The 20,159-nt window shown below is 53.2% G+C and carries 22 protein-coding genes; 14 read left to right on the forward strand and 8 right to left on the reverse strand.

Annotation, left to right across the window (positions count from 1 at the left end; genetic code table 11):
- Positions 1–66: 66 nt before the first annotated feature.
- The 5 genes from ABIB59_RS13720 to ABIB59_RS13740 are packed head-to-tail and all read right to left on the reverse strand — an operon-like array spanning position 67 to position 3,808.
- Positions 67–828 (reverse strand): SDR family NAD(P)-dependent oxidoreductase, encoded by a 762-nt coding sequence (locus ABIB59_RS13720; protein WP_039077536.1) that lies wholly within the window; start codon positions 826–828, stop codon positions 67–69.
- 3 nt (positions 829–831) lie between these two features.
- Positions 832–1,287 (reverse strand): S-ribosylhomocysteine lyase, encoded by a 456-nt coding sequence (locus ABIB59_RS13725; protein ID WP_039077535.1) that lies wholly within the window; start codon positions 1,285–1,287, stop codon positions 832–834.
- A 31-nt stretch (positions 1,288–1,318) separates the two neighbouring features.
- On the reverse strand, positions 1,319–1,987 hold the full coding sequence (locus tag ABIB59_RS13730; RefSeq protein ID WP_039077534.1) for a methionine ABC transporter permease: 669 nt from the start codon (positions 1,985–1,987) through the stop codon (positions 1,319–1,321).
- Complete coding sequence (locus ABIB59_RS13735; RefSeq protein WP_039077533.1) at positions 1,980–2,993, reverse strand: methionine ABC transporter ATP-binding protein; 1,014 nt, start codon at positions 2,991–2,993, stop codon at positions 1,980–1,982. Before ABIB59_RS13735 ends, ABIB59_RS13730 begins: the two co-directional genes overlap by 8 nt.
- Before the next feature lie 8 nt (positions 2,994–3,001).
- Positions 3,002–3,808, reverse strand: a complete 807-nt coding sequence (locus ABIB59_RS13740; RefSeq protein WP_039077532.1) for a MetQ/NlpA family ABC transporter substrate-binding protein — start codon at positions 3,806–3,808, stop codon at positions 3,002–3,004.
- 220 nt (positions 3,809–4,028) lie between these two features.
- Between ABIB59_RS13740 and ABIB59_RS13745 the strand changes: the two genes are divergently transcribed.
- The 4 genes from ABIB59_RS13745 (at position 4,029) to sstT (ending at position 9,140) form a co-directional block, all read left to right on the forward strand.
- Positions 4,029–5,204, forward strand: coding sequence for an aminotransferase class I/II-fold pyridoxal phosphate-dependent enzyme (locus tag ABIB59_RS13745; protein WP_110295711.1), 1,176 nt, complete (start codon positions 4,029–4,031; stop codon positions 5,202–5,204).
- A gap of 110 nt (positions 5,205–5,314) precedes the next feature.
- Positions 5,315–6,313, forward strand: coding sequence for a Gfo/Idh/MocA family protein (locus ABIB59_RS13750; RefSeq protein ID WP_071194468.1), 999 nt, complete (start codon positions 5,315–5,317; stop codon positions 6,311–6,313).
- Between the two features lie 430 nt (positions 6,314–6,743).
- The gene (locus ABIB59_RS13755; protein ID WP_039077529.1) at positions 6,744–7,712 is read left to right on the forward strand and encodes a TerC family protein; all 969 of its coding nucleotides are present in this window, start codon (positions 6,744–6,746) and stop codon (positions 7,710–7,712) included.
- 183 nt (positions 7,713–7,895) lie between these two features.
- Positions 7,896–9,140, forward strand: a complete 1,245-nt coding sequence (sstT, locus tag ABIB59_RS13760; protein WP_165157951.1) for a serine/threonine transporter SstT — start codon at positions 7,896–7,898, stop codon at positions 9,138–9,140.
- Here the strand turns inward: sstT and ABIB59_RS13765 are convergent.
- The 3 genes from ABIB59_RS13765 to uxaC form a co-directional block, all read right to left on the reverse strand.
- Entirely contained in the window at positions 9,137–9,691 is a 555-nt protein-coding gene (locus tag ABIB59_RS13765) for a YgjV family protein (protein WP_039077527.1), read from the reverse strand. The genes sstT and ABIB59_RS13765 overlap by 4 nt on opposite strands.
- Positions 9,692–9,895: 204 nt before the next feature.
- The gene (locus ABIB59_RS13770) at positions 9,896–11,383 is read right to left on the reverse strand and encodes a UxaA family hydrolase (protein ID WP_071194465.1); all 1,488 of its coding nucleotides are present in this window, start codon (positions 11,381–11,383) and stop codon (positions 9,896–9,898) included.
- A 17-nt stretch (positions 11,384–11,400) separates the two neighbouring features.
- On the reverse strand, positions 11,401–12,813 hold the full coding sequence (gene uxaC, locus ABIB59_RS13775) for a glucuronate isomerase (protein WP_039077525.1): 1,413 nt from the start codon (positions 12,811–12,813) through the stop codon (positions 11,401–11,403).
- A 455-nt stretch (positions 12,814–13,268) separates the two neighbouring features.
- On the opposite strand from uxaC, the gene ABIB59_RS13780 reads away from it, so the two are divergent.
- The 10 genes from ABIB59_RS13780 to ABIB59_RS13825 all read left to right on the forward strand — a co-directional run bounded on the left by ABIB59_RS13780 (position 13,269) and on the right by ABIB59_RS13825 (position 20,083).
- The gene (locus tag ABIB59_RS13780) at positions 13,269–14,570 is read left to right on the forward strand and encodes an MFS transporter (RefSeq protein ID WP_039077524.1); all 1,302 of its coding nucleotides are present in this window, start codon (positions 13,269–13,271) and stop codon (positions 14,568–14,570) included.
- 136 nt (positions 14,571–14,706) lie between these two features.
- Complete coding sequence (gene exuR, locus ABIB59_RS13785; RefSeq protein WP_039077523.1) at positions 14,707–15,483, forward strand: transcriptional regulator ExuR; 777 nt, start codon at positions 14,707–14,709, stop codon at positions 15,481–15,483.
- Between the two features lie 341 nt (positions 15,484–15,824).
- Positions 15,825–16,490 carry a DedA family general envelope maintenance protein YqjA gene (gene yqjA, locus ABIB59_RS13790; RefSeq protein WP_071194463.1) on the forward strand — a complete coding sequence of 222 codons (666 nt, stop codon included), beginning with the start codon at positions 15,825–15,827 and terminating at the stop codon, positions 16,488–16,490.
- Complete coding sequence (gene mzrA / locus ABIB59_RS13795) at positions 16,490–16,873, forward strand: EnvZ/OmpR regulon moderator MzrA (RefSeq protein WP_039077521.1); 384 nt, start codon at positions 16,490–16,492, stop codon at positions 16,871–16,873. The genes yqjA and mzrA overlap by 1 nt, the downstream gene beginning before the upstream one ends.
- Before the next feature lie 145 nt (positions 16,874–17,018).
- Positions 17,019–17,387 (forward strand): DUF1090 domain-containing protein, encoded by a 369-nt coding sequence (locus ABIB59_RS13800; RefSeq protein ID WP_039077520.1) that lies wholly within the window; start codon positions 17,019–17,021, stop codon positions 17,385–17,387.
- A 39-nt stretch (positions 17,388–17,426) separates the two neighbouring features.
- Positions 17,427–17,732, forward strand: a complete 306-nt coding sequence (locus tag ABIB59_RS13805) for an ElaB/YgaM/YqjD family protein (RefSeq protein ID WP_039077519.1) — start codon at positions 17,427–17,429, stop codon at positions 17,730–17,732.
- A gap of 2 nt (positions 17,733–17,734) precedes the next feature.
- Positions 17,735–18,133 carry a phage holin family protein gene (locus ABIB59_RS13810; protein WP_071194462.1) on the forward strand — a complete coding sequence of 133 codons (399 nt, stop codon included), beginning with the start codon at positions 17,735–17,737 and terminating at the stop codon, positions 18,131–18,133.
- A complete protein-coding gene (locus ABIB59_RS13815; RefSeq protein ID WP_039077517.1) occupies positions 18,130–18,420 on the forward strand; it encodes a YqjK-like family protein in 291 nt (96 codons plus the stop codon). The genes ABIB59_RS13810 and ABIB59_RS13815 overlap by 4 nt, the downstream gene beginning before the upstream one ends.
- A gap of 211 nt (positions 18,421–18,631) precedes the next feature.
- A complete protein-coding gene (locus ABIB59_RS13820; RefSeq protein ID WP_039077516.1) occupies positions 18,632–19,024 on the forward strand; it encodes a DoxX family protein in 393 nt (130 codons plus the stop codon).
- Between the two features lie 72 nt (positions 19,025–19,096).
- Complete coding sequence (locus ABIB59_RS13825; protein ID WP_108700579.1) at positions 19,097–20,083, forward strand: glutathione S-transferase family protein; 987 nt, start codon at positions 19,097–19,099, stop codon at positions 20,081–20,083.
- The last annotated feature ends 76 nt before the right edge of the window (positions 20,084–20,159 follow it).

Consider the following 20,159-nt stretch of genomic DNA (forward strand, 5'->3'; position numbering starts at 1 on the left):
TTCGTGAGGCTTGTGAGCACTGCCCTGCGCCAAAATGGCAAATGAGATAGCCTGATGGGCAGGTTTTTAATGCATCGTCATCCCACCGGTCACATTAATCGCCTGCCCGGTCATATAGGCTGCCAGCGGGCTCGCCAAAAACGCCACAACGCCAGCTACATCGGCTGGCTGCGCCGTGCGGCCCAGTAACACCTGCGAGCAGTCTTCGGCATAGATGGCTTCCGGCGTCATGCCGCGCAGCGCTGCACCTTCCCGACGCTCGCGCCACTTCATCTCCGTCTCGACAATGCCGGGGCAGACCGCGTTCACCAGAATATTGTCACGGGCAAGCTCAATGGCCATCACTTTGGTCAGGCCGAGTACCGCATGTTTAGAGGCCACGTACTGGCCCATTAGCCGGTAGCCATTTTTGCCCGCCTGCGAGGCGATGTTGATGATACGTCCCGCCTTTCTGGCCCGCATCAGCGGAATGGCCGCCTCAGAGAGCCAGCCAATCGCTTTGACGTTCACATCCAGGATGCGCTGCCAGTCCGCCTCGCTCATGGCATCGACCGCGCTCATCGCCGAGATGCCGCAACTGTTGACCAGGATGTCCACGCCGCCGAAAGTCTCCACGGCGGCGCCAATGAGCTGATGGGCCTGTTCACGCGAAGCAACATCGGTACGTAGCACCAACTGGCGCAGGCTCTGCTCCCGCGCTCTGGCGGCGATATCACCGATCACTACGTTCGCGCCGCCCCGATGCAACAGTTGCGCAATGGCTTTACCGATGCCCTGTAGACCGCCCGTCACCACCGCGGTCTGGCCGCTAAAATCAAGGGCAATCATCGCTTATTCCCGAAACGGGTCGTCACTGATACCGGCTTCCAGCACCAGCTTCGCGTACTCCTGAGCGGAGAACAGCGAGTGATCGCGATAGTTGCCGCAGGCAAGCGGTGTGACCGCAGGTACATCCGTTGCGGTAAGCACACGCTGCAAGACCCGTGTCAGCGCCGCGGCGATGTGTTTCGGATCGTGCTCATCCCACAGGATCAGATAGAAACCGGTACGGCAGCCCATCGGCGAAATGTCGATAACTCCTTCCAGCTCTTCACGCAGGCCAAATGCCAGCAGGTGCTCCAGGGTGTGCAGCGCCGCAGTGGGAATGGCATCCACGTTAGGTTGCAGGAAACGTAAATCAAACTTCTGCACCACGCTGCCAAGCCGGTGGCGTTCATAACCTGCCACGCGGACATACGGGGCTTTGACTTTGGTATGGTCGAGGGTAAAGCTCTCTACAACTGGCATGTTTATCTCCTGAATAGATGAAATAGCGGCCTTACTCGCGACGAATACGGCGGGCAAAGCGGGTTCCGAGGGTCTGGATAAGCTGGACAATGACAATCAGCACCAGCGCGGTGACCAGCGTGGCGAAGGCATCAAAGCGCTGGTAACCATAGGTAATGGCCAAATCGCCGATACCGCCGCCGCCCACGGTGCCGGCCATGGCGGTCGCCCCCAGCAGGCCAATAGTGGCGGTCGTGAGGGCCAGGATCAGAGATGACGCGGCTTCCGGCAGCATAAAGTGCCAGATGGTCTGTAAAGCGGTGGCGCCCATGGCATCGGCGGCTTCGAGGATCCCCTCGTCCACTTCCAGCAGCGAGCTTTCCACCAGCCGGGAAATATAGGGGGCAATAAAGACAATCAGCGGCACAATCGCACCCGCCGTACCAATAGTGGTGCCCACCACCAGACGGGTGAAGGGCAGAATGGTAATCAGCAAAATAATAAACGGCAGCGAGCGGACAACGTTGATTGTTGGGTTCAGCACCTGGTGCACAAATCGGTTGGGCAGAATGCCGCCAGGGCGGCAAACCACCAGCACAATACCCAGCGGAATACCGAGCAGCGAACCGAAACCTAGCGAAACAGCGATCATCACCAGGGTGTCATGCAATGCCAGCAGGAATTGATCGCCGGTGACAGCGGTGTCAATAAAATCAAACATGGGTGATTTTCACTCCTGCGTCGCGAAGATGGGCAATGGCGCGCCCGGTTTGCTCAGGCTCGCCAAGAATCTGTACGATCATGAACCCCAGAATGCGGCTCTGGACTTCGGACATGCTGGCAAAGAGGATATTCACCTCAATGGCATAGTCCTTGATGATGCGGTTGATAATGGGCTGTTGCGCCGTTGCGCCCACAAACTCAAGACGCAGGGCCTGCGCGCCGTTATCCCGTTGCAGCACAGCGGAGACGCGCTCCGGCAGCTTGTCGTGAATCACCGACTGCACGAAACTGGCGGTGACCGGATGCTGCGGCTGGGCAAACAGGTTAAAAACGTCGCCCTGCTCCACAATGCTGCCGTTTTGCATCACCGCGACCTTGTTACAGATTTTCTGGATTACCGACATTTCGTGAGTAATCAGCACGATAGTGATGCCATAGCGGCGGTTGATCTCCTGCAACAGTAGTAAGATCTGCACTGTGGTATGGGGATCCAGCGCCGATGTCGCCTCATCACACAACAGGACTGACGGGTTGGTCGCCAGCGCACGGGCGATACCGACACGCTGTTTTTGCCCGCCTGACAACTCGTTCGGGAAGCTATGCACCTTATCGCTGAGATTGACGAACTCCAGCAGCTCCGTCACGCGTGCCTGAATAAACGCCTTATCACGCCCCTGTAAAATGAGCGGAATGGCCACATTGTGAAAAACCGTTTTTGAATTCAGCAAATTAAAGTTCTGAAAGATCATGCCAATATCTTTCTTGATGGCACGCAGACGCTTACCGCTAAATTCCTGTAACACTTCGCCATTAATGACCACCTCTCCCTGGCCTGGCGATTCGAGACGATTGATTAAACGTAGCAAGGTACTTTTCCCTGCACCGCTATAACCAATAATCCCGAAAATATCGCCCTTAGCAATACTAAGGTTAATGTCCTTTAATGCCAGAACCGGGTTTCCTTTTCTGGAGAATGTTTTACTGACATGGCGAAACTCAATCATTGCATCGTTCATTTCAAATAATCAGGTTGCAGATAACCGTTATATTGCTCGTGAGTCAGAATGTAATTTTTGAAATCGGCTGAGTGATATCCGGCAACAATATCTTTAGCAAACTGCGCGTCTTTATTTTTCCCGGCGATGGTGACAACGTTTATAAACTGGCTCACCGGGGTTTCAAGCTGTAATGCCGAATTAAGTTTCAGGCCACTGGAGACGGCAAAATTCCCCTGAATCAAACCGTAATCCACATCTGGCAGCGCACGTACCTGCTGGGCGTTATCCATCTCTTTGAGGACAATTTTATACGGATTTTCGAGGATATTACGCTGCGAGAAGGTGGCCGGGTCGCTGTCTGGTTTGAGTTTTACCCAGCCAAGGCTTTGCAGCACTAACAGGGCACGATATTCATTAGGTGGCTGATTAGGAACAGAAATCACTGTGCCTGCCGCCGGGGTTTTCAGCGTTTTGATTTTACCGCCATACAGCCCCATTGGCGGTGTGGGCACCTGCACGATACCGATGTTGTCGATCCCCAGACGCTCATTCACCGATTTTAAATACACCGGATGTTGCATGATATTAGCTTCGATGTTGCCACGGGCAACCGCATCGTTTACCTGAATACCATCGCTGAAATCTTTATATTCGACTTTATAGCCTTTCTTAATCAGAAAAGGTGCGACACCTTTTTCAAACTGTTCTTTATAGGGTCCTGGATTAAAGCCAACACGAATAATATTATCCTGCGCCGCAGCCAGAAAAGAAGATGATGACAACAAAGCAAAGACAAAACCTAATACAACTGGCTTTTTCATAACACAATTTCCCTGTTGGTGTGCAATTAAAAGTGATTAAATCACAGCCGACTGTGCGTTGTAAGTCACATTACCGGATTTCATTTTGCTTTTTTAGCATAAATATAATCAGGAAATTCATATCTAAAAATCGCCAATGAATAGCTAATTTTGTTGCTTAGACAATCCACAAAAATAAATTAAAGATGGAAACATATTGATAAATAAATTCGAGAACACCATGCCTGATTTTAATGCCTCACCGCTGGTCGATGCGCTGGAAGAGAATTTATTCAGTGTACTGGAAAAACTGGCCGCCCAGGTGAACACCCCCGATTTACCGCTGATCGATCTTTCGAGCGGCAGCCCGGATCAACCTACGCCGCCGGAAATCATCGCCTCTCTGCAAGCGGCGATCCAGCGGCGTGAAAACCACGGTTATCCCTCATTCTGGGGCAAACCACAGGTCCGCCAGGCGATAGCCGACTTTTATCAGCGTCATTATGGCGTGACACTGGATCCCGACAGTGAAGTGGCGGTCTTTCAGGGATCGCATATCGGCGTGGGTGGGATCCCTCGTGCGGTACTCAGTCCAGGGCAATACCTGATTTCTACTGACCCCTGCTACCCCATTTACCGCTCGGCGGCGTTGCAGTCGCAGGCACATTTTTACGGCCTGCCGCTTCACGCTGAAAATCAGTTCCTGCCCAATTTCAATGACGTGCCAGATGACGTTGCCGACCATGCCGGGTTGGTTGTCCTCAACTATCCGCATAACCCGACGGGTGCGCTGGCAACACCGGCGCTGTTCGCCAGCGCACTGCAATTTGCACAGCGTTACCACGTGCCCATCCTGCATGATTTTGCCTATGCCGCTATTGGCAGCGATGCCGCAGACACTCCGCTGAGCCTCTTTTCTCAGCCTGATGCGAAAGCGTGGGGAGTAGAGACGTATACCTTCTCGAAGACCTTTAATATGGCGGGCTGGCGCTTTGGTTTTGCGGTCGGTAACGCCTCGATAATCAAGGCATTTAAAAAACTGCATACCCACAGCTACAGCACCGTGTTTGGCGCAATTCAGGATGCGGCAGTCACGGCGCTCACCCTACCCACTGCGCGTTTAGCGCAACTGGTATCGGTCTATCATCAGCGCCGCGAGCGTGTGTTACACCGCCTGGCGGCGCTGCGCTGGCCGGTAGGCGAAAAGCAGGGCACCTTTTTTCTGTGGCTTGCGGTACCGCCCGCGTTTAGCTCACAGCAATTTGCCCAGTTGTTATTGCAGGAATCGCATGTGCTGGTCGCGCCTGGCGCTGGCTTTGGGCCAGGGGGAGAAGGGTTTATTCGCATTAGCCTGACGGCGGGGGATGATGCATTGCAAAGCGCGCTGGATCGCATTGCCGGGCTGCATCTTTTTTAACAAAAAGAGTGACGTGCGAGACGTCTTCCATAACCGGGAGATGAACCTTTTTTCATCTCTGCGCATCATGTTACAGTGCCAGACAGTGCTCAGTTAAAGGAACTCGCTTAATGATACGTTTTGCTGTCATTGGCACAAACTGGATCACCCGCCAGTTTGTCGATGCCGCCCATGAAACGGGCAAATATAAACTCACGGCGGTGTACTCCCGTAGCCTCGAACAGGCGCAGGATTTCTCCAGGGATTACCCCGTCGAACATCTTTTTACTTCGCTGGAGGCCATGGCGCAAAGCGATGAGATTGATGCGGTCTATATTGCCAGCCCTAACTCGCTGCATTTCCCGCAAACCCGCCTCTTTCTCAGCCACAAAAAGCATGTGATTTGCGAAAAACCGCTGGCGTCGAATCTGCGCGAAGTGGAAGAGGCGATTGCCTGCGCCAGAGAGAACCAGGTGGTGTTGTTCGAGGCGTTTAAAACCGCCAGCCTGCCCAATTTTGTGCTGCTGAAACAGTCGCTGGCGAAAGCGGGCAAACTGCGCAAAGCGTTTCTCAACTACTGCCAGTACTCTTCGCGCTACCAGCGCTATCTGGATGGCGAAAACCCGAACACCTTTAACCCGGCCTTCTCTAACGGCTCAATTATGGATATCGGCTTCTATGTACTGGCGGCGTCTGTTGCGCTTTGGGGCGAACCGAAGGGCCTCCAGGCCACCGCCAGCCTGCTGGAAAGTGGCGTTGATGCCCATGGCGTGGTGGTACTCGACTACGGCGATTTCAGCGTCACGCTGCAACATTCCAAAGTCAGCGACTCGGTGCTGCCAAGCGAAATTCAGGGCGAAGCGGGTGCACTGCTAATCGAGAAGATCTCAGAATGCCAGAAGCTCTCTTTCGTGCCGCGTGGCGGTAAAGCCCAGGATCTGACGCAGCCGCAACATATCAACACCATGCTGTACGAGGCGGAAACCTTCGCCAGCCTGGTCGAGCAGAATGAAGTCAACCATGCAGGCCTGGCCGTCAGCCGTATTACCGCGAAGCTATCGACTGAAATCCGCCGTCAAACGGGGGTGGTTTTCCCGGCAGACGACGTGAGCGTGGAACTGCCTGCGTAAAGGTATGTAAAACAGATGTTACAGATCATTGACGGGAGGAATAGCCTGTCATATTTTGTTACGAGCAAAGGGGAGTAACTTCGTTGCCGGTGGGTCGTCATTACGATGCGTCTACCCTAAAGATTTCGAGTTGCAGCCACACAACGGCGGTTCGAAATATAACGGGTATAAGCATCCGGTCGCCGGGCGTCATTCATGTGACGTAAGTGAGACCTTGCCGAAAGGCGAGGACCCAATTGCACCTAAAGCATGCGGCTGACGTCTTTCGACGTTAGCCGTTTTTGTTTATACACATAATCATTCTGGATGCGTCGCGGCGGCAAGACTGAGAATCACCAGGAGCTTACTCAAGTAAGTGACTGGCGTGAGCAGCCGAAGCCAACAAAGAGGCAGCCAGAAGGATGAAGTGTAAGGTGCTGAGGAACCTCACATGAATACTGTCGGTACACCGCTACTCTGGGGCGGATTCGCCGTTGTTGTCGTTATCATGCTGGCTATCGACCTCCTGCTTCAGGGGCGACGTGGCGTGCACACGATGTCCATGAAACAGGCGGCCGTCTGGTCGCTGGTCTGGGTTAGTCTTTCTCTCTTATTTAACGCTGCCTTCTGGTGGTATCTGGTACAAAACGAGGGCCGCGCCGTTGCCGACACCCAGGCACTGGCATTTCTGACCGGTTACCTGATTGAAAAAGCGCTGGCGGTGGATAACGTCTTTGTCTGGCTGATGCTGTTCAGCTACTTCTCGGTACCTGCTGCGCTGCAACGTCGCGTTCTGATCTACGGCGTGCTCGGCGCGATCGTCCTGCGTACCATCATGATCTTCGCCGGAAGCTGGCTTATCTCCCAGTTCGAATGGCTGCTGTATGTCTTTGGTGCCTTCCTGCTGTTCACGGGTGTGAAAATGGCGCTGGCAAAAGAAGATGAAGGCGGCATTGGCGATAAACCCCTGGTCCGCTGGCTACGCAGCCATCTGCGCATGACGGACAAGATCGAAAACGAGCATTTCTTCGTGCGTAAGAACGGCCTGCTGTTTGCCACGCCGTTGCTGCTGGTGCTGATTCTGGTTGAACTGAGCGATGTGATATTTGCGGTCGACAGCATTCCGGCTATTTTTGCCGTCACCACCGACCCGTTTATCGTGCTGACGTCTAACCTGTTTGCCATCCTGGGTCTGCGCGCGATGTACTTCCTGCTGGCGGGTGTGGCAGAGCGTTTCTCCATGCTGAAATATGGCCTGTCGGTGATCCTGGTATTTATCGGTATCAAGATGCTGATTGTCGATTTCTTCCATATCCCGATTGCCATCTCGCTTGGCATCGTGGGTGGCATTCTTATGGTAACGCTGCTGATTAACGCATGGGTTAATCACCGTAACGACAAACGCAAGCTTGCTGAATAAGCAGCTCTAAGGGGCTGAGGTCACAACGTCCCTGGTACGCCCTCTTTTCGGAGAGGGCGTTTTTCTGATTTTTTCCCCCGCCAGTACCTGAAACAGCCCCCTGAGCAGCGAATTCTTTATACTCAATCCGTTACGCCTGCTGGCGCAGCACCGATGGAACACCAATAAAACCAAGGAAAAGGTATGCAAACACAACCTGCTACGACATGGTTGCAACGCGTGATGCGCGGCAATATCGTCAAACAAATTCTCGCCGGACTGATACTCGGCATTCTGTTGAGCTGGCTTTCACCTGACTCAGCGCGCGCCGTTGGCCTGCTGGGCACGCTGTTTGTCGGCGCGCTAAAATCGGTAGCCCCGATTCTGGTGCTGGTACTTGTAATGGCCTCGGTGGCTAATCACCAACAGGGGCAAAAAATCAGTATTCGCCCTATCCTGCTGCTCTACTTAATCGGCACTTTCTCTGCGGCATTAACGGCCGTGATCGTCAGCTTCCTGTTCCCTTCCCGGCTACATCTGGTGGCGGCCGCGACCGATGTCATTGCGCCTTCCGGTATTGTCGGCGTACTGGAAGGGTTACTAATGAATATCGTGGCAAACCCTGTCGATTCGCTGGTCAAAGGGAATTACATCGGCATCCTGGTCTGGGCGGTTGGTCTCGGCTTTGCCCTGCGCCACAGTAGCGATACCAGTAAGAAGCTGATTAACGATATGTCGCAAGCGGTGACGTTTATGGTCACGCTAGTGATTCGCTTTGCGCCGCTGGGGATTTTTGGCCTTGTGGCATCCACCCTCGCGACAACGGGCGTTGGCGCGCTCTGGGATTACGCGCAACTGCTGATGGTTCTGGTCGGCTGTATGTTACTGGTTGCGCTGGTGATCAATCCACTACTGGTCTGGGTGAAGATGCGCCGGAATCCGTACCCACTTGTTTTTATCTGCTTGCGTGAAAGCGGCGTGACCGCTTTTTTCACCCGCAGCTCGGCGGCGAATATTCCGGTAAATATGGCGTTGTGCGAAAAGCTCGGGCTTGATAAAGACACCTATTCCGTCTCGATCCCATTGGGTGCGACGGTCAATATGGCAGGCGCAGCAATCACCATCACCGTGCTTTCGCTGGCAGCGGTGCATACGCTTGGGGTGGCCGTAGATTTGCCCACGGCGGTGCTGTTAAGCATAGTGGCTTCGCTCTGTGCCTGCGGTGCATCCGGGGTGGCGGGCGGCTCGCTGCTGCTGATTCCACTGGCCTGTAACCTGTTTGGTATTTCAGCCGATGTTGCCATGCAGGTCGTCGCCGTCGGCTTTATTATTGGCGTTGTGCAGGACTCTTGCGAGACCGCCGTCAACTCCTCAACCGATGTGCTGTTTACCGCCGCCGCCTGTCTGACAGACGGCGAGCGCGCGTCGTTAGTGCCTCAGCGCGATTAACGCGCAGACGTACTCTCTTTTTGCAGCGCGGTTTCGACTTTAAACGGGTCGATGCCGCGTTTTTGCATCCGCCAGAAACGGATAATGTTCAGCCCATTTACCACAAGGAAGCTGCCTTCGATCAGGGTGCCGCCAATCGATCCCAGCCACAGGTTATGGGTAACCCAGCAGGCGGTTGAACACCACATGACGCAACGCACGGAAAGCCCTTTGCAGCGAAACAGCGCCCAGGTACTGGCAACCGTACCGATAATCGGCAGCAGTTCGACCGGGTGGTGTAATTTTATCAAACCAAAAAACAGCGTCAGCGCAATAAATACAGCCATAACCCACAGCTTGCGGGTATGCATGGAGATAATTGTGCGTATGGCGTTGAGTTCTGCGCTCATACCGGCAGGCAGTGCGCCCATCAGAAAGAAATGCGCGCCGATGGTGGCGCTGTAAAGGGAAAGCTGGAGTTTGAAGCGTTTTTCGTCGCGGTTAATAAACGTGGTAATACCAATAAGAAAAGCAAGTACACCAACGCCCTGGGCTAACCAATACGCGCTCATGGAGGATCCTTGTTAATGACACCAAAAAAGAAACGACGCTTCATAATATGAAACGTCGTTTTTTAATTCTACTGCTGTGTTACCCAAAAGATGTCGTGCTACAGCCAGGCGGCAAGTCCGGAACCCCCGGAAGCTTACATAAGTAAGTGACCGGGGTGAGTGGATGTAGCCAACACCGCTGTAGCGCGAAAGATGAAGGGTAACTTATAACGTTACGCCGCTCTTGAAGATAGCCAGCTCGCGGAACTCGTTGCGTTCATTGCAGGTCTGCTTACCGTTGGCAAAATCCACGATCACATCCACGAACTCGCTCAGAAGCTGCGGCATGGTTTTTCCGTGAATAAGCTGGCCCGCATCGAAATCGATCCAGTGTTTCTTTTTCGCCGCCAGTTCGCTGTTCGTCGCGATTTTCACTGTCGGAACAAAGCCGCCGTAAGGGGTGCCGCGTCCGGTACTGAACAGCACCATGTGGCAACCCGCCCCTGCCAGTGCGCTGGTTGCAACCGCATCGTTACCCGGCGCGCTCAACAGGTTGAGTCCGTGGGTTTTCAGGCGCTCGCCGTAACGGAGCACGTCGACCACCTGGCTGGCCCCCGCTTTTTGTGTACAGCCAAGCGATTTTTCTTCCAGCGTCGTGATGCCGCCTGCTTTGTTACCCGGCGATGGGTTTTCATAGATCGGCTGGTTATGCGCGATAAAGTACTGTTTGAAGTCGTTCACCATGGTGACCGTCTTCTCGAAGGTCTCTTCGTCGCGGCAATGGCTCATCAGAATCTGTTCTGCACCGAACATTTCCGGCACTTCGGTTAATACCGTGGTGCCGCCGTTACCGATAATGTAGTCAGAAAAACGTCCCAGCATCGGGTTCGCTGTGATACCGGAAAGCCCGTCTGATCCGCCACACTCCAGACCAAATTTCAGCTCGCCCAGTTTGCCGGGCTCGCGCTTGTCGTGGCGCATGGCTTCGTACAATTCGTACAGATGCTCAATGCCCGCTTCCACTTCGTCGTCCTGGTGTTGGCAGATCATAAAGTGGACGCGGGACGGATCGTATTCGCCCAGCGTTTCGCGAAACGCATCCACCTGGTTGTTTTCGCAGCCCAGACCAATGACCAGCACCGCCCCCGCGTTCGGGTGACGCACCATATTTTGCAGCATGGTACGGGTGTTAATATGGTCATCGCCCAGTTGTGAGCAACCGTAGGTATGGCTAAACAGGTGCACGCCGTCGATATCTTCGGCGTTGTGCGTCTCTTTCAGAAAACGGGTCTGGATTTGACGGGCGATGCCGTTAACACAGCCTACTGTCGGCAGGATCCACAATTCGTTGCGAACCCCAACCTCCCCGTTTGCACGGCGGTAGATCTGAACGTCGCGATCGGCCGCCGGTGCATTTTCACCAATGAGATCAGGTTGATAGCTATACTCATCCAAATCGCTCAGATTGGTACGCACATTGTGAGAATGTATGTGTTCACCTGCGGCGATATCTGTTGTGGCATGGCCAATAGGAAGACCATATTTAACAACATTCTCGCCCGTCGGGATGGCCTGCAGGGCAAATTTATGTCCGCGTACCACTGCCTGACGAAGCAGAATCTCATGACCGTCAACCACAACCTCTGTGCCTTCGGCGAGATCCGCCAGCGCTACCGCGACATTATCCAGCGAGTGGATCTTGATGTATTGCATATCAACCTCAAACGGCCTTAGTTCAGTTCAATCGCGAAGTAGTCACGCGCATTGTTAAAGCAGATATTTTTCACCATCTCGCCCAGCAGCTGGATATCAGCCGGAGCTTCACCCGCGTGCACCCAGCGGCCAATCATCTGGCACAGAATGCGACGGAAATATTCGTGACGGGTATAAGACAGGAAGCTGCGGCTATCAGTCAGCATGCCCACAAAGCGGCTCAGCAGACCGAGCTGCGCCAGTTGGGTCATCTGACGTTCCATACCGTCTTTCTGGTCGTTGAACCACCAGCCGGAACCAAACTGCATCTTGCCTGGCATACCTTCGCCCTGGAAGTTGCCGATCATGGTGCCCAGCACTTCGTTATCACGCGGATTCAGGCAATACAGGATGGTTTTCGGCAGCAGGTTTTCTTCGTTCTGCTTGCTGAGTAATTTTGACAGTTCTTCCGCCAGCGGACGGTCATTAATGGAATCGAAGCCCACATCTGGCCCCAGCAGTTTGAACTGGCGCAGGTTGTTATTACGCAGCGCGCCAATGTGATACTGCTGTACCCAACCGCGACGGGCATATTCCGCGCCGAGGAATACCAGAACGGCCGTTTTGAACTGCGCGACTTCATGCTGGCTTAATGCTTCACCCGCCAGACGGCGTGCGAGGATGCTGTCCAGTTCCGCGTCGCTTGCTTCGGCGAAGAGCACAACGTCAAGCGCGTGGTCCGATACTTTACAACCGTGTGCTTCAAAGTGATCCAGACGTTTAGTCAGCGCCGTTTGCAGATCGGCAAAGCGACGGATATCGGTGTCAGACACTTCACCCAGCTTGCTCATGTAATCGTTAAACGTAGCCAGTTCAATATTGAAGGCTTTGTCCGGACGCCAGCTTGGCAGCACTTTGATGGTGAAGGTGGTGTCTTTGGCAACGGCAGCATGGTGTTCCAGAGAGTCGATCGGATCGTCAGTGGTACCGACCATCTTCACATTCATCTGCTGCATGATACCGCGGGCAGTAAATTTATCCTGCGCCAGCAATTCATTGCCCAGATTCCAGATTTCATCCGCCGTAGACGGAGAAAGCAGCTTACCTGTAATACCAAATGGGCGACGAAGCTCTAAATGGGTCCAGTGGTATAACGGGTTGCCAATCGTATGCGGTACGGTTGCAGCCCAGGCGTCAAACTTCTCACGATCGCTGGCATCGCCGGTACACAGGCGTTCCGGCACACCATTGGTACGCATTGCACGCCACTTGTAGTGATCACCTTTTAACCAGATGTCATACAGGTTTTTAAAGCGGTAGTTATCTGCGATCTGCTGCGGCGGCAGGTGGCAATGGAAGTCAAAAATCGGCTGATCTTTCGCGTAGTCATGGTACAGGCGGCGCGCAAATTCGGTATCTAACAGAAAATCTTCAGTCATAAACGGGGTCATTATCGTCTTCCTCTCAACGAGTGCGTCTGATGCTTACCTTAATGCTGACAAAGTTATCACACCAATTTCCAGTGGCCGAAGGCTTTTTCGTGAGTTAGATCAATAAACGATGACAAATATTTACAAGAATGCGCGTCAAAATCACCGCCAGGCCGCGCCAGTTCTGGTCTGGTGCCGCAAAGTTAAAAACCACACAAAGAAAAACGCTTTTGTGATGTCACTCACCTTTTGAAGTTGTATGACAAGTTATCTTTCTGCCGTCGAATACATCAGCCGACGGAATGCATTGCCGGTGATTAATCATCGGTCTTTACGGTACGGATACCGAATTGAGCACGTTGAATAGCAAGGTTCGGGTCGTTCCGGTGTTTACCGGTTACGCCCTCCGTTTTCACCTCCCGACCGCAACCGGCAGGTGACCGCGCTAGCGGAATTAACATAACGATGAGGTTTACATGCGTAAAATTAAAGGGTTACGTTGGTACATGATAGCGCTGGTGACGATCGGCACCGTGCTGGGTTACTTGACGCGTAACACGATTGCTGCGGCAGCGCCCACGCTGATGCAAGAGTTGAATATCTCCACACAGCAATACTCTTACATTATTGCGGCTTACTCGGCGGCTTATACCATCATGCAGCCGGTCGCAGGTTATGTACTGGACATCCTGGGCACCAAGATCGGCTACGCAGTGTTCGCCGTGACCTGGGCCATCTTCTGTGGCGCTACTGCGCTGGCAGGCAGTTGGGGTGGTCTGGCGCTGGCGCGCGGTGCCGTTGGTGCTGCCGAAGCGGCAATGATTCCGGCGGGCCTGAAAGCGGCTTCTGAGTGGTTCCCGGCGAAAGAACGTTCTATCGCAGTGGGCTACTTCAACGTCGGTTCTTCTATTGGTGCGATGATTGCACCGCCGCTGGTCGTGTGGGCAATCGTCATGCATAGCTGGCAGCTCGCGTTCATTATCTCTGGCGTACTGAGCTTCGCCTGGGCAATGGCATGGTTGGTTTTCTACAAACACCCGCGCGATCAGAAAAAACTGACCGAAGAAGAACGCGAATACATCATTGGCGGTCAGGAAGCACAACACCAGACTTTCAACGGTAAGAAAATGTCCGTCCTGCAGATTCTGGGCACCCGTCAGTTCTGGGGTATTGCACTGCCGCGTTTCCTGGCAGAACCGGCATGGGGTACGTTCAACGCCTGGATCCCGCTGTTCATGTTCAAAGTCTACGGCTTTAACCTGAAAGAAATCGCCATGTTCGCCTGGATGCCAATGCTGTTCGCTGACCTGGGCTGTATCGTCGGTGGTTACCTGCCGCCGCTGTTCCAGCGCTGGTTCGGTGTGAACCTGATTGTTTCCCGTAAAATGGTAGTGACCATGGGTGCGTTGCTGATGATCGGCCCAGGCATGATCGGTCTGTTCACCAGCCCGTATGTTGCAATCGGCCTGCTGTGTATTGGTGGCTTTGCTCACCAGTCTCTGTCCGGTGCATTGATTACCCTGTCTTCCGACGTGTTTGGTCGTAACGAAGTGGCAACCGCGAACGGTCTGACCGGTATGGCGGCGTGGACAGCAAGTACCATGTTCGCTCTGGTGGTAGGTGCGCTGGCTGACACCATCGGCTTTAGCCCGCTGTTCGCCGTGCTGGCCCTGTTCGACCTGCTCGGTGCGGTAGTTATCTGGACGGTGCTGAAAAGTAAATCCGCCAGTGAATTAGCGCAGGAAAGTGCGGTCGGCGGTACCGCAACACAAAGCTAGTACACGCCTTCTTCGTACTACTGTTTCCCAAAAGCCGCCCACCGTTTCGGGCGGCTTTTTCTTGCCTTGTTGTGGTGAGAATGGCGTAAAAGTGGTATAACAAATCTACTAATGCCTTATCTTGCCTGGAGCGCATATGGAAATCACTGAATCACGTCGTTTGTACCAACAACTTGCCGCCGAGCTGAAAAGCCGGATCGAGCAGGGCGTCTATCTTGTGGGTGACAAACTTCCCGCCGAGCGCTTTATTGCAGACGAAAAAAGCGTCAGCCGGACCGTGGTTCGTGAAGCCATCATCATGCTGGAAGTTGAAGGTTATGTTGAAGTCCGTAAAGGCTCAGGCATTCATGTTATTTCCAATCAGCCTCGTCATACCCAGGCCCCTGACGAATCGCTGGAATTTGCTAATTATGGTCCGTTTGAGCTGCTACAGGCACGTCAATTGATTGAAAGCAACATTGCTGAATTTGCCGCGACCCAGGTGACCAAGCAGGACATCATGAAACTGATGGAAATCCAGGAAAGCGCGCGTAAAGAGAAGTGCTTCCGCGATTCCGAATGGGATTTACAGTTTCATGTGCAGGTAGCTCTTGCGACACAAAACAGCGCGCTGGCGGCGATCGTCGAAAAAATGTGGACCCAGCGTGTTCACAACCCGTACTGGAAAAAACTGCACGACCATATCGACTTGCGCACCGTGGATAACTGGTGTGACGATCATGACCAAATTCTCAAGGCGTTGATTCGCAAAGACCCGCACGCGGCTAAAGTCGCGATGTGGCAGCATCTGGAAAACACCAAACAGATGTTGTTTAACGAAACCAGCGATGATTTCGAATTCAATGCTGACCGCTATTTGTTTGCGGAAAACCCCGTGGTTCACCTTGATACCGTAGCAAGTGGCGTAAAATAATGCTTTTCTCTGTCAGGCGCACAGCCCCTCTGCGCCTGGCCACTTAAGGGTCAGTAAAAAGTATAGAGTGTCAGCCTTTGTAAATACCCTCGCCACCCCTCCTTTCGACAAGCAAAATCATTTTCTGACAAAGCGTAATTTCTCTGCCGCAGAACTATGGCATTTGTTACAATTGGACGCACTTTGCCACTGCGTGAGTTAGCGCTTGCTCACAGCGTTGTTACCGGAATAGTCAGGCTGCTGAATGCGCCACGAGCGACCATAATGTCACTATCAATAATGTCGCCGTGCTGTTTTACAGGTAATCGACGTGCCGTAAACCGATGTACCAGGAACATTGAATGGAACTTTTAAGCCAACTGCTGCATGCCCTCTGGAGCCAGGATTTCGAAACGCTGGCCAATCCATCCATGATTGGCATGCTCTACTTTGTGTTATTTGTCATCTTATTTCTTGAGAATGGCCTGCTTCCGGCCGCTTTCCTTCCTGGCGACAGTCTCCTGGTGCTGGTGGGTGTTTTGATTGCCAAAGGGGCGATGGGCTATCCACAGACCATTTTGTTATTAACAGCGGCCGCCAGTCTGGGCTGTTGGCTGAGCTATATTCAGGGCCGATGGCTGGGGAACACGCGAACCGTGCAAAACTGGTTATCGCACCTTCCGGCGCATTATCACCAACGTGCACATCATCTTTTTCATAAACATGGCCTCTCAGCGTTGCTGATTGGGCGTTTTATTGCATTTGTTCGCACACTGTTACCAACTATTGCCGGAATTTCGGGTCTTAGTAGCGCTCGCTTCCAGTTTTTCAACTGGATGAGCGGTTTGTTGTGGGTGCTGATTCTAACGACACTGGGGTATTTGTTGGGTATAACGCCAGTGTTTCGTAAATATGAAGACGCGTTGATGTCTTGTTTGATGCTCCTTCCCGTTGTGCTGCTGGTGATTGGCCTGATTGGCACACTGGTAGTGTTGTGGAAGAAAAAATACGGTAATCGGGGTCAATAATGGAATCGCAACGTCCCTTCCTGCGCTGGTTTTTTATGGGCATCGCCGCAATGGCGCTGTTCAGCGTACTCTTTTTGGGTTGGGTGACACTGCAAAACCGTGAGTCTACGCTGGCGATACGCCCAATCGCACAGAACACAAGCGTGCCGGATGGTTTTTCCATTTGGCATCATCTGGACGCAAACGGCATCCATTTCAAAAGCATTACGCCGCAAAACGACACGCTGTTAATCAAATTTGAGTCCAGTGCCCAGAGCGCTGCCGCCAAGGAAGTGCTGGACAGAACACTGCCCCACGGCTACATCGTCGCGTTACAGGATGACGAAAGCCAGACCTCTGCCTGGCTTTCACGTTTACGCGATACCACCCATCGATTTGGCTGATCCTCCAGGATTCTGAATCTTTTCACCTACTTTGGTGCTTTAGCCGTTAACGTTCTATGCTTGAGTTAATGGAACCAAAGTCCACGTTATGTCACTGGATGCTGGCGAGCCTTGTTTCGCCAGCCAACAATGGAAGGTTTCGACCATGAAATACCGCATCGCACTGGCGCTAACCCTATTATCTGTAAGCGCGATGTCTCAGGCCGCTTCCCCCTGTCAGGAGAAAGAGCAGGAGATTACGCGTGAAATCAGCTATGCCGAAAAGCACAACAATCAGAGTCGGGTTGAAGGGCTGAATAAGGCGCTGCACGAGGTTCGCACCACCTGTTCCGACAGTAAATTGCGTGCGGAGCACCAGCGCAAAATTGCCAGACAGAAAGACGAGGTTGCCGAACGTCGCGAAGATCTCGCCAAAGCGAAACAAAAAGGCGATGCGGACAAAATAAGTAAACGCGAGCACAAGCTGAAAGAGGCCGAGGCAGAACTTAAGGCGCTTGAAGCGCGTGACTACTGATTTTGATGGAAGTTAACACTCACTCACCTGGAGAGAATTATGTCTAAAGAGGCAAATACTGAACATCTGCGCGCTGAGTTGAAATCCCTGGCGGATACCCTTGAGGAAGTACTGAGCACCTCCGGGGACAAATCAAAAGAAGAGTTGAGCAAACTGCGCAGCAAAGCCGAAAAAGCCTTGCAGGAAAGCCGTTATCGTCTGGGCGAAACAGGGGATGCCATTGCCCGCCAGACCCGCGAAGCCGCTGCAAGAACTGACGAATATGTACGTGAAAACCCATGGGCCAGCGTGGGCATTGGCGCGGCGATTGGCGTCGTGTTAGGCGTGCTCCTGACGCGTCGCTGATTATGGCGGATTCACGACACGCGCAAGGACCGGGCAAAAGCGTACTGGGTATCGGGCAACGCATTGTTTCCATCATGGTTGAAATGGTGGAAACGCGGCTCCGGCTGGCAGTGGTCGAACTGGAAGAGGAAAAAGCAAACCTCTTCCAGTTGCTCATGATGTTAGGGCTGACCATGCTGTTCGCTGCATTTGGCCTGATGAGTCTGATGGTACTGGTTATCTGGGCCATCGACCCGCAATACCGACTCAACGCCATGATCGCCACCACGGTGGTGCTCCTGGTGCTGGCGTTGATTGGCGGTATCTGGACCCTACGTAAAGCCCGCGAATCCACAATTCTGCGCCACACGCGGCAGGAACTGGCCAATGATCGTCAGTTACTGGAAGAGGATAAACCATGAGTCACAAGGCCGAGCGTCTCAAGCGTAAAGCCCTTTTGCTCAGCCAAATTCAGCAGCAACGGCTGGATTTGACCGCCGCTCGCCGTGACTGGGTGGACGCCACCGGTGTCTATGATCGCGGGTGGAACACCTTCCTTAGCCTGCGTTCCTGGGCGCTGGTCGGCAGCAGCTTCATGGCCGTATGGTCGGTGCGCCATCCCAGCATGCTGATGCGCTGGGCGAAACGCGGGCTTGGGCTGTGGAGCGTCTGGCGGCTGGTAAAATCCACGCTTGATCAACAGCGTTAACAGACTCCCCGGCGGTACCATACTGGCCGGGGTAGCAGCTTTTTTTACACCAACTTCATCAGTATCTTTGAAAAATTTCGACAGTTTTCCTTGCTAACAATCTTTTCCCGCCCCGTTTAATATCCTCTCCATCGACAGCAACCATGCGGCCAGCGCCCGTGATTGCCGAACTTTTCACTAAAAAAGACATTGTGGTTCCCTGGAGAGAAAGATGAAAAAATTAGAAGATGTTGGTGTACTGGTAGCGCGTATCCTGATGCCAATCCTGTTCATTACCGCAGGCTGGGGCAAAATCACCGGTTATGCCGGCACTCAGCAATATATGGAAGCCATGGGTGTCCCGGGCTTTATGTTGCCGCTGGTTATCCTGCTTGAGTTCGGCGGCGGTCTGGCCATTCTGTTCGGTTTTCTGACTCGCACCACCGCGCTGTTCACCGCAGGCTTCACCCTGCTGACCGCGTTTATCTTCCACAGTAACTTTGCGGAAGGCATGAACTCCCTGATGTTTATGAAAAACCTGAGCATCACCGGTGGCTTCCTGCTGCTGGCTATCACCGGTCCGGGCGCATTCAGCATCGACCGCGTACTGAATAAAAAGTGGTAAGCGCTCTATACTGATAAAGACATGAAGCGAGGAGACATCTCCTCGCTTTTGCCATCTAAAGGAGAATGCATCATGGGACAACTCATTGACGGCGTCTGGCATGATACCTGGTATGATACCAAGTCAACCGGTGGCCGCTTCCAGCGCTCAGTGTCCGCATTTCGTAACTGGCTCACCGCCGATGGCGCACCGGGTCCATCCGGCGAAGGCGGCTTTGCAGCGGAAAAAGACAGATATCACCTGTATGTTTCTCTCGCCTGTCCCTGGGCGCACCGCACGCTCATCATGCGCACGCTAAAAGGGCTGGACGATTTTTTACCGGTTTCGGTGGTGAATCCGCTGATGCTGGAAAACGGCTGGACGTTTGATGATAACTTTCCGGCAGCGACAGGCGACGCGCTTTATCAGCATGAATTCCTCTATCAGCTTTATCTTCATGCCGACCCGCAATACACCGGACGCGTAACGGTCCCGGTACTGTGGGACAAAAAGAACCATACGATTGTCAGCAATGAATCGGCTGAAATCATTCGCATGTTCAACACTGCGTTTGACGCGCAGGGGGCGCGTGCTGGCGACTATTACCCACCAGAATTGCGCACGCAAATTGACGAACTGAATAGCTGGATCTACGACAACGTCAATAACGGTGTCTATAAGGCCGGTTTCGCCACCAGTCAGCAGGCTTACGATGAAGCCGTCGAAAAGGTCTTCGAATCCCTCGCCCGGCTGGAACAAATCCTGGGGCAACATCGCTACCTGACAGGCGATCGGTTAACCGAGGCGGATATTCGCCTGTGGACAACGCTTATACGTTTCGATCCGGTATACGTGACCCACTTTAAGTGCGATAAGCATCGCATTAGCGACTATCTCAACCTCTATGGCTTCCTGCGGGATATCTACCAGATGCCAGGCATCGCGGAAACGGTCAATTTTGACCATATTCGTACCCACTACTACCGCAGCCATAAAACCATCAATCCGACGGGGATTATCTCCATCGGCCCGTGGCAGGATCTTAACGAGCCTCACGGTCGGGACCTTCGTTTCGCATAATATTTTCGGGCGCAGCCGTTGCGCCCGAAAATATTTCACGCATCCTTTTATCCCCGTCTATTCTTACAGTGATCGC

Source organism: Citrobacter sp. UYEF32, assembly GCF_040546205.1.
GTDB lineage: Bacteria > Pseudomonadota > Gammaproteobacteria > Enterobacterales > Enterobacteriaceae > Phytobacter > Phytobacter diazotrophicus.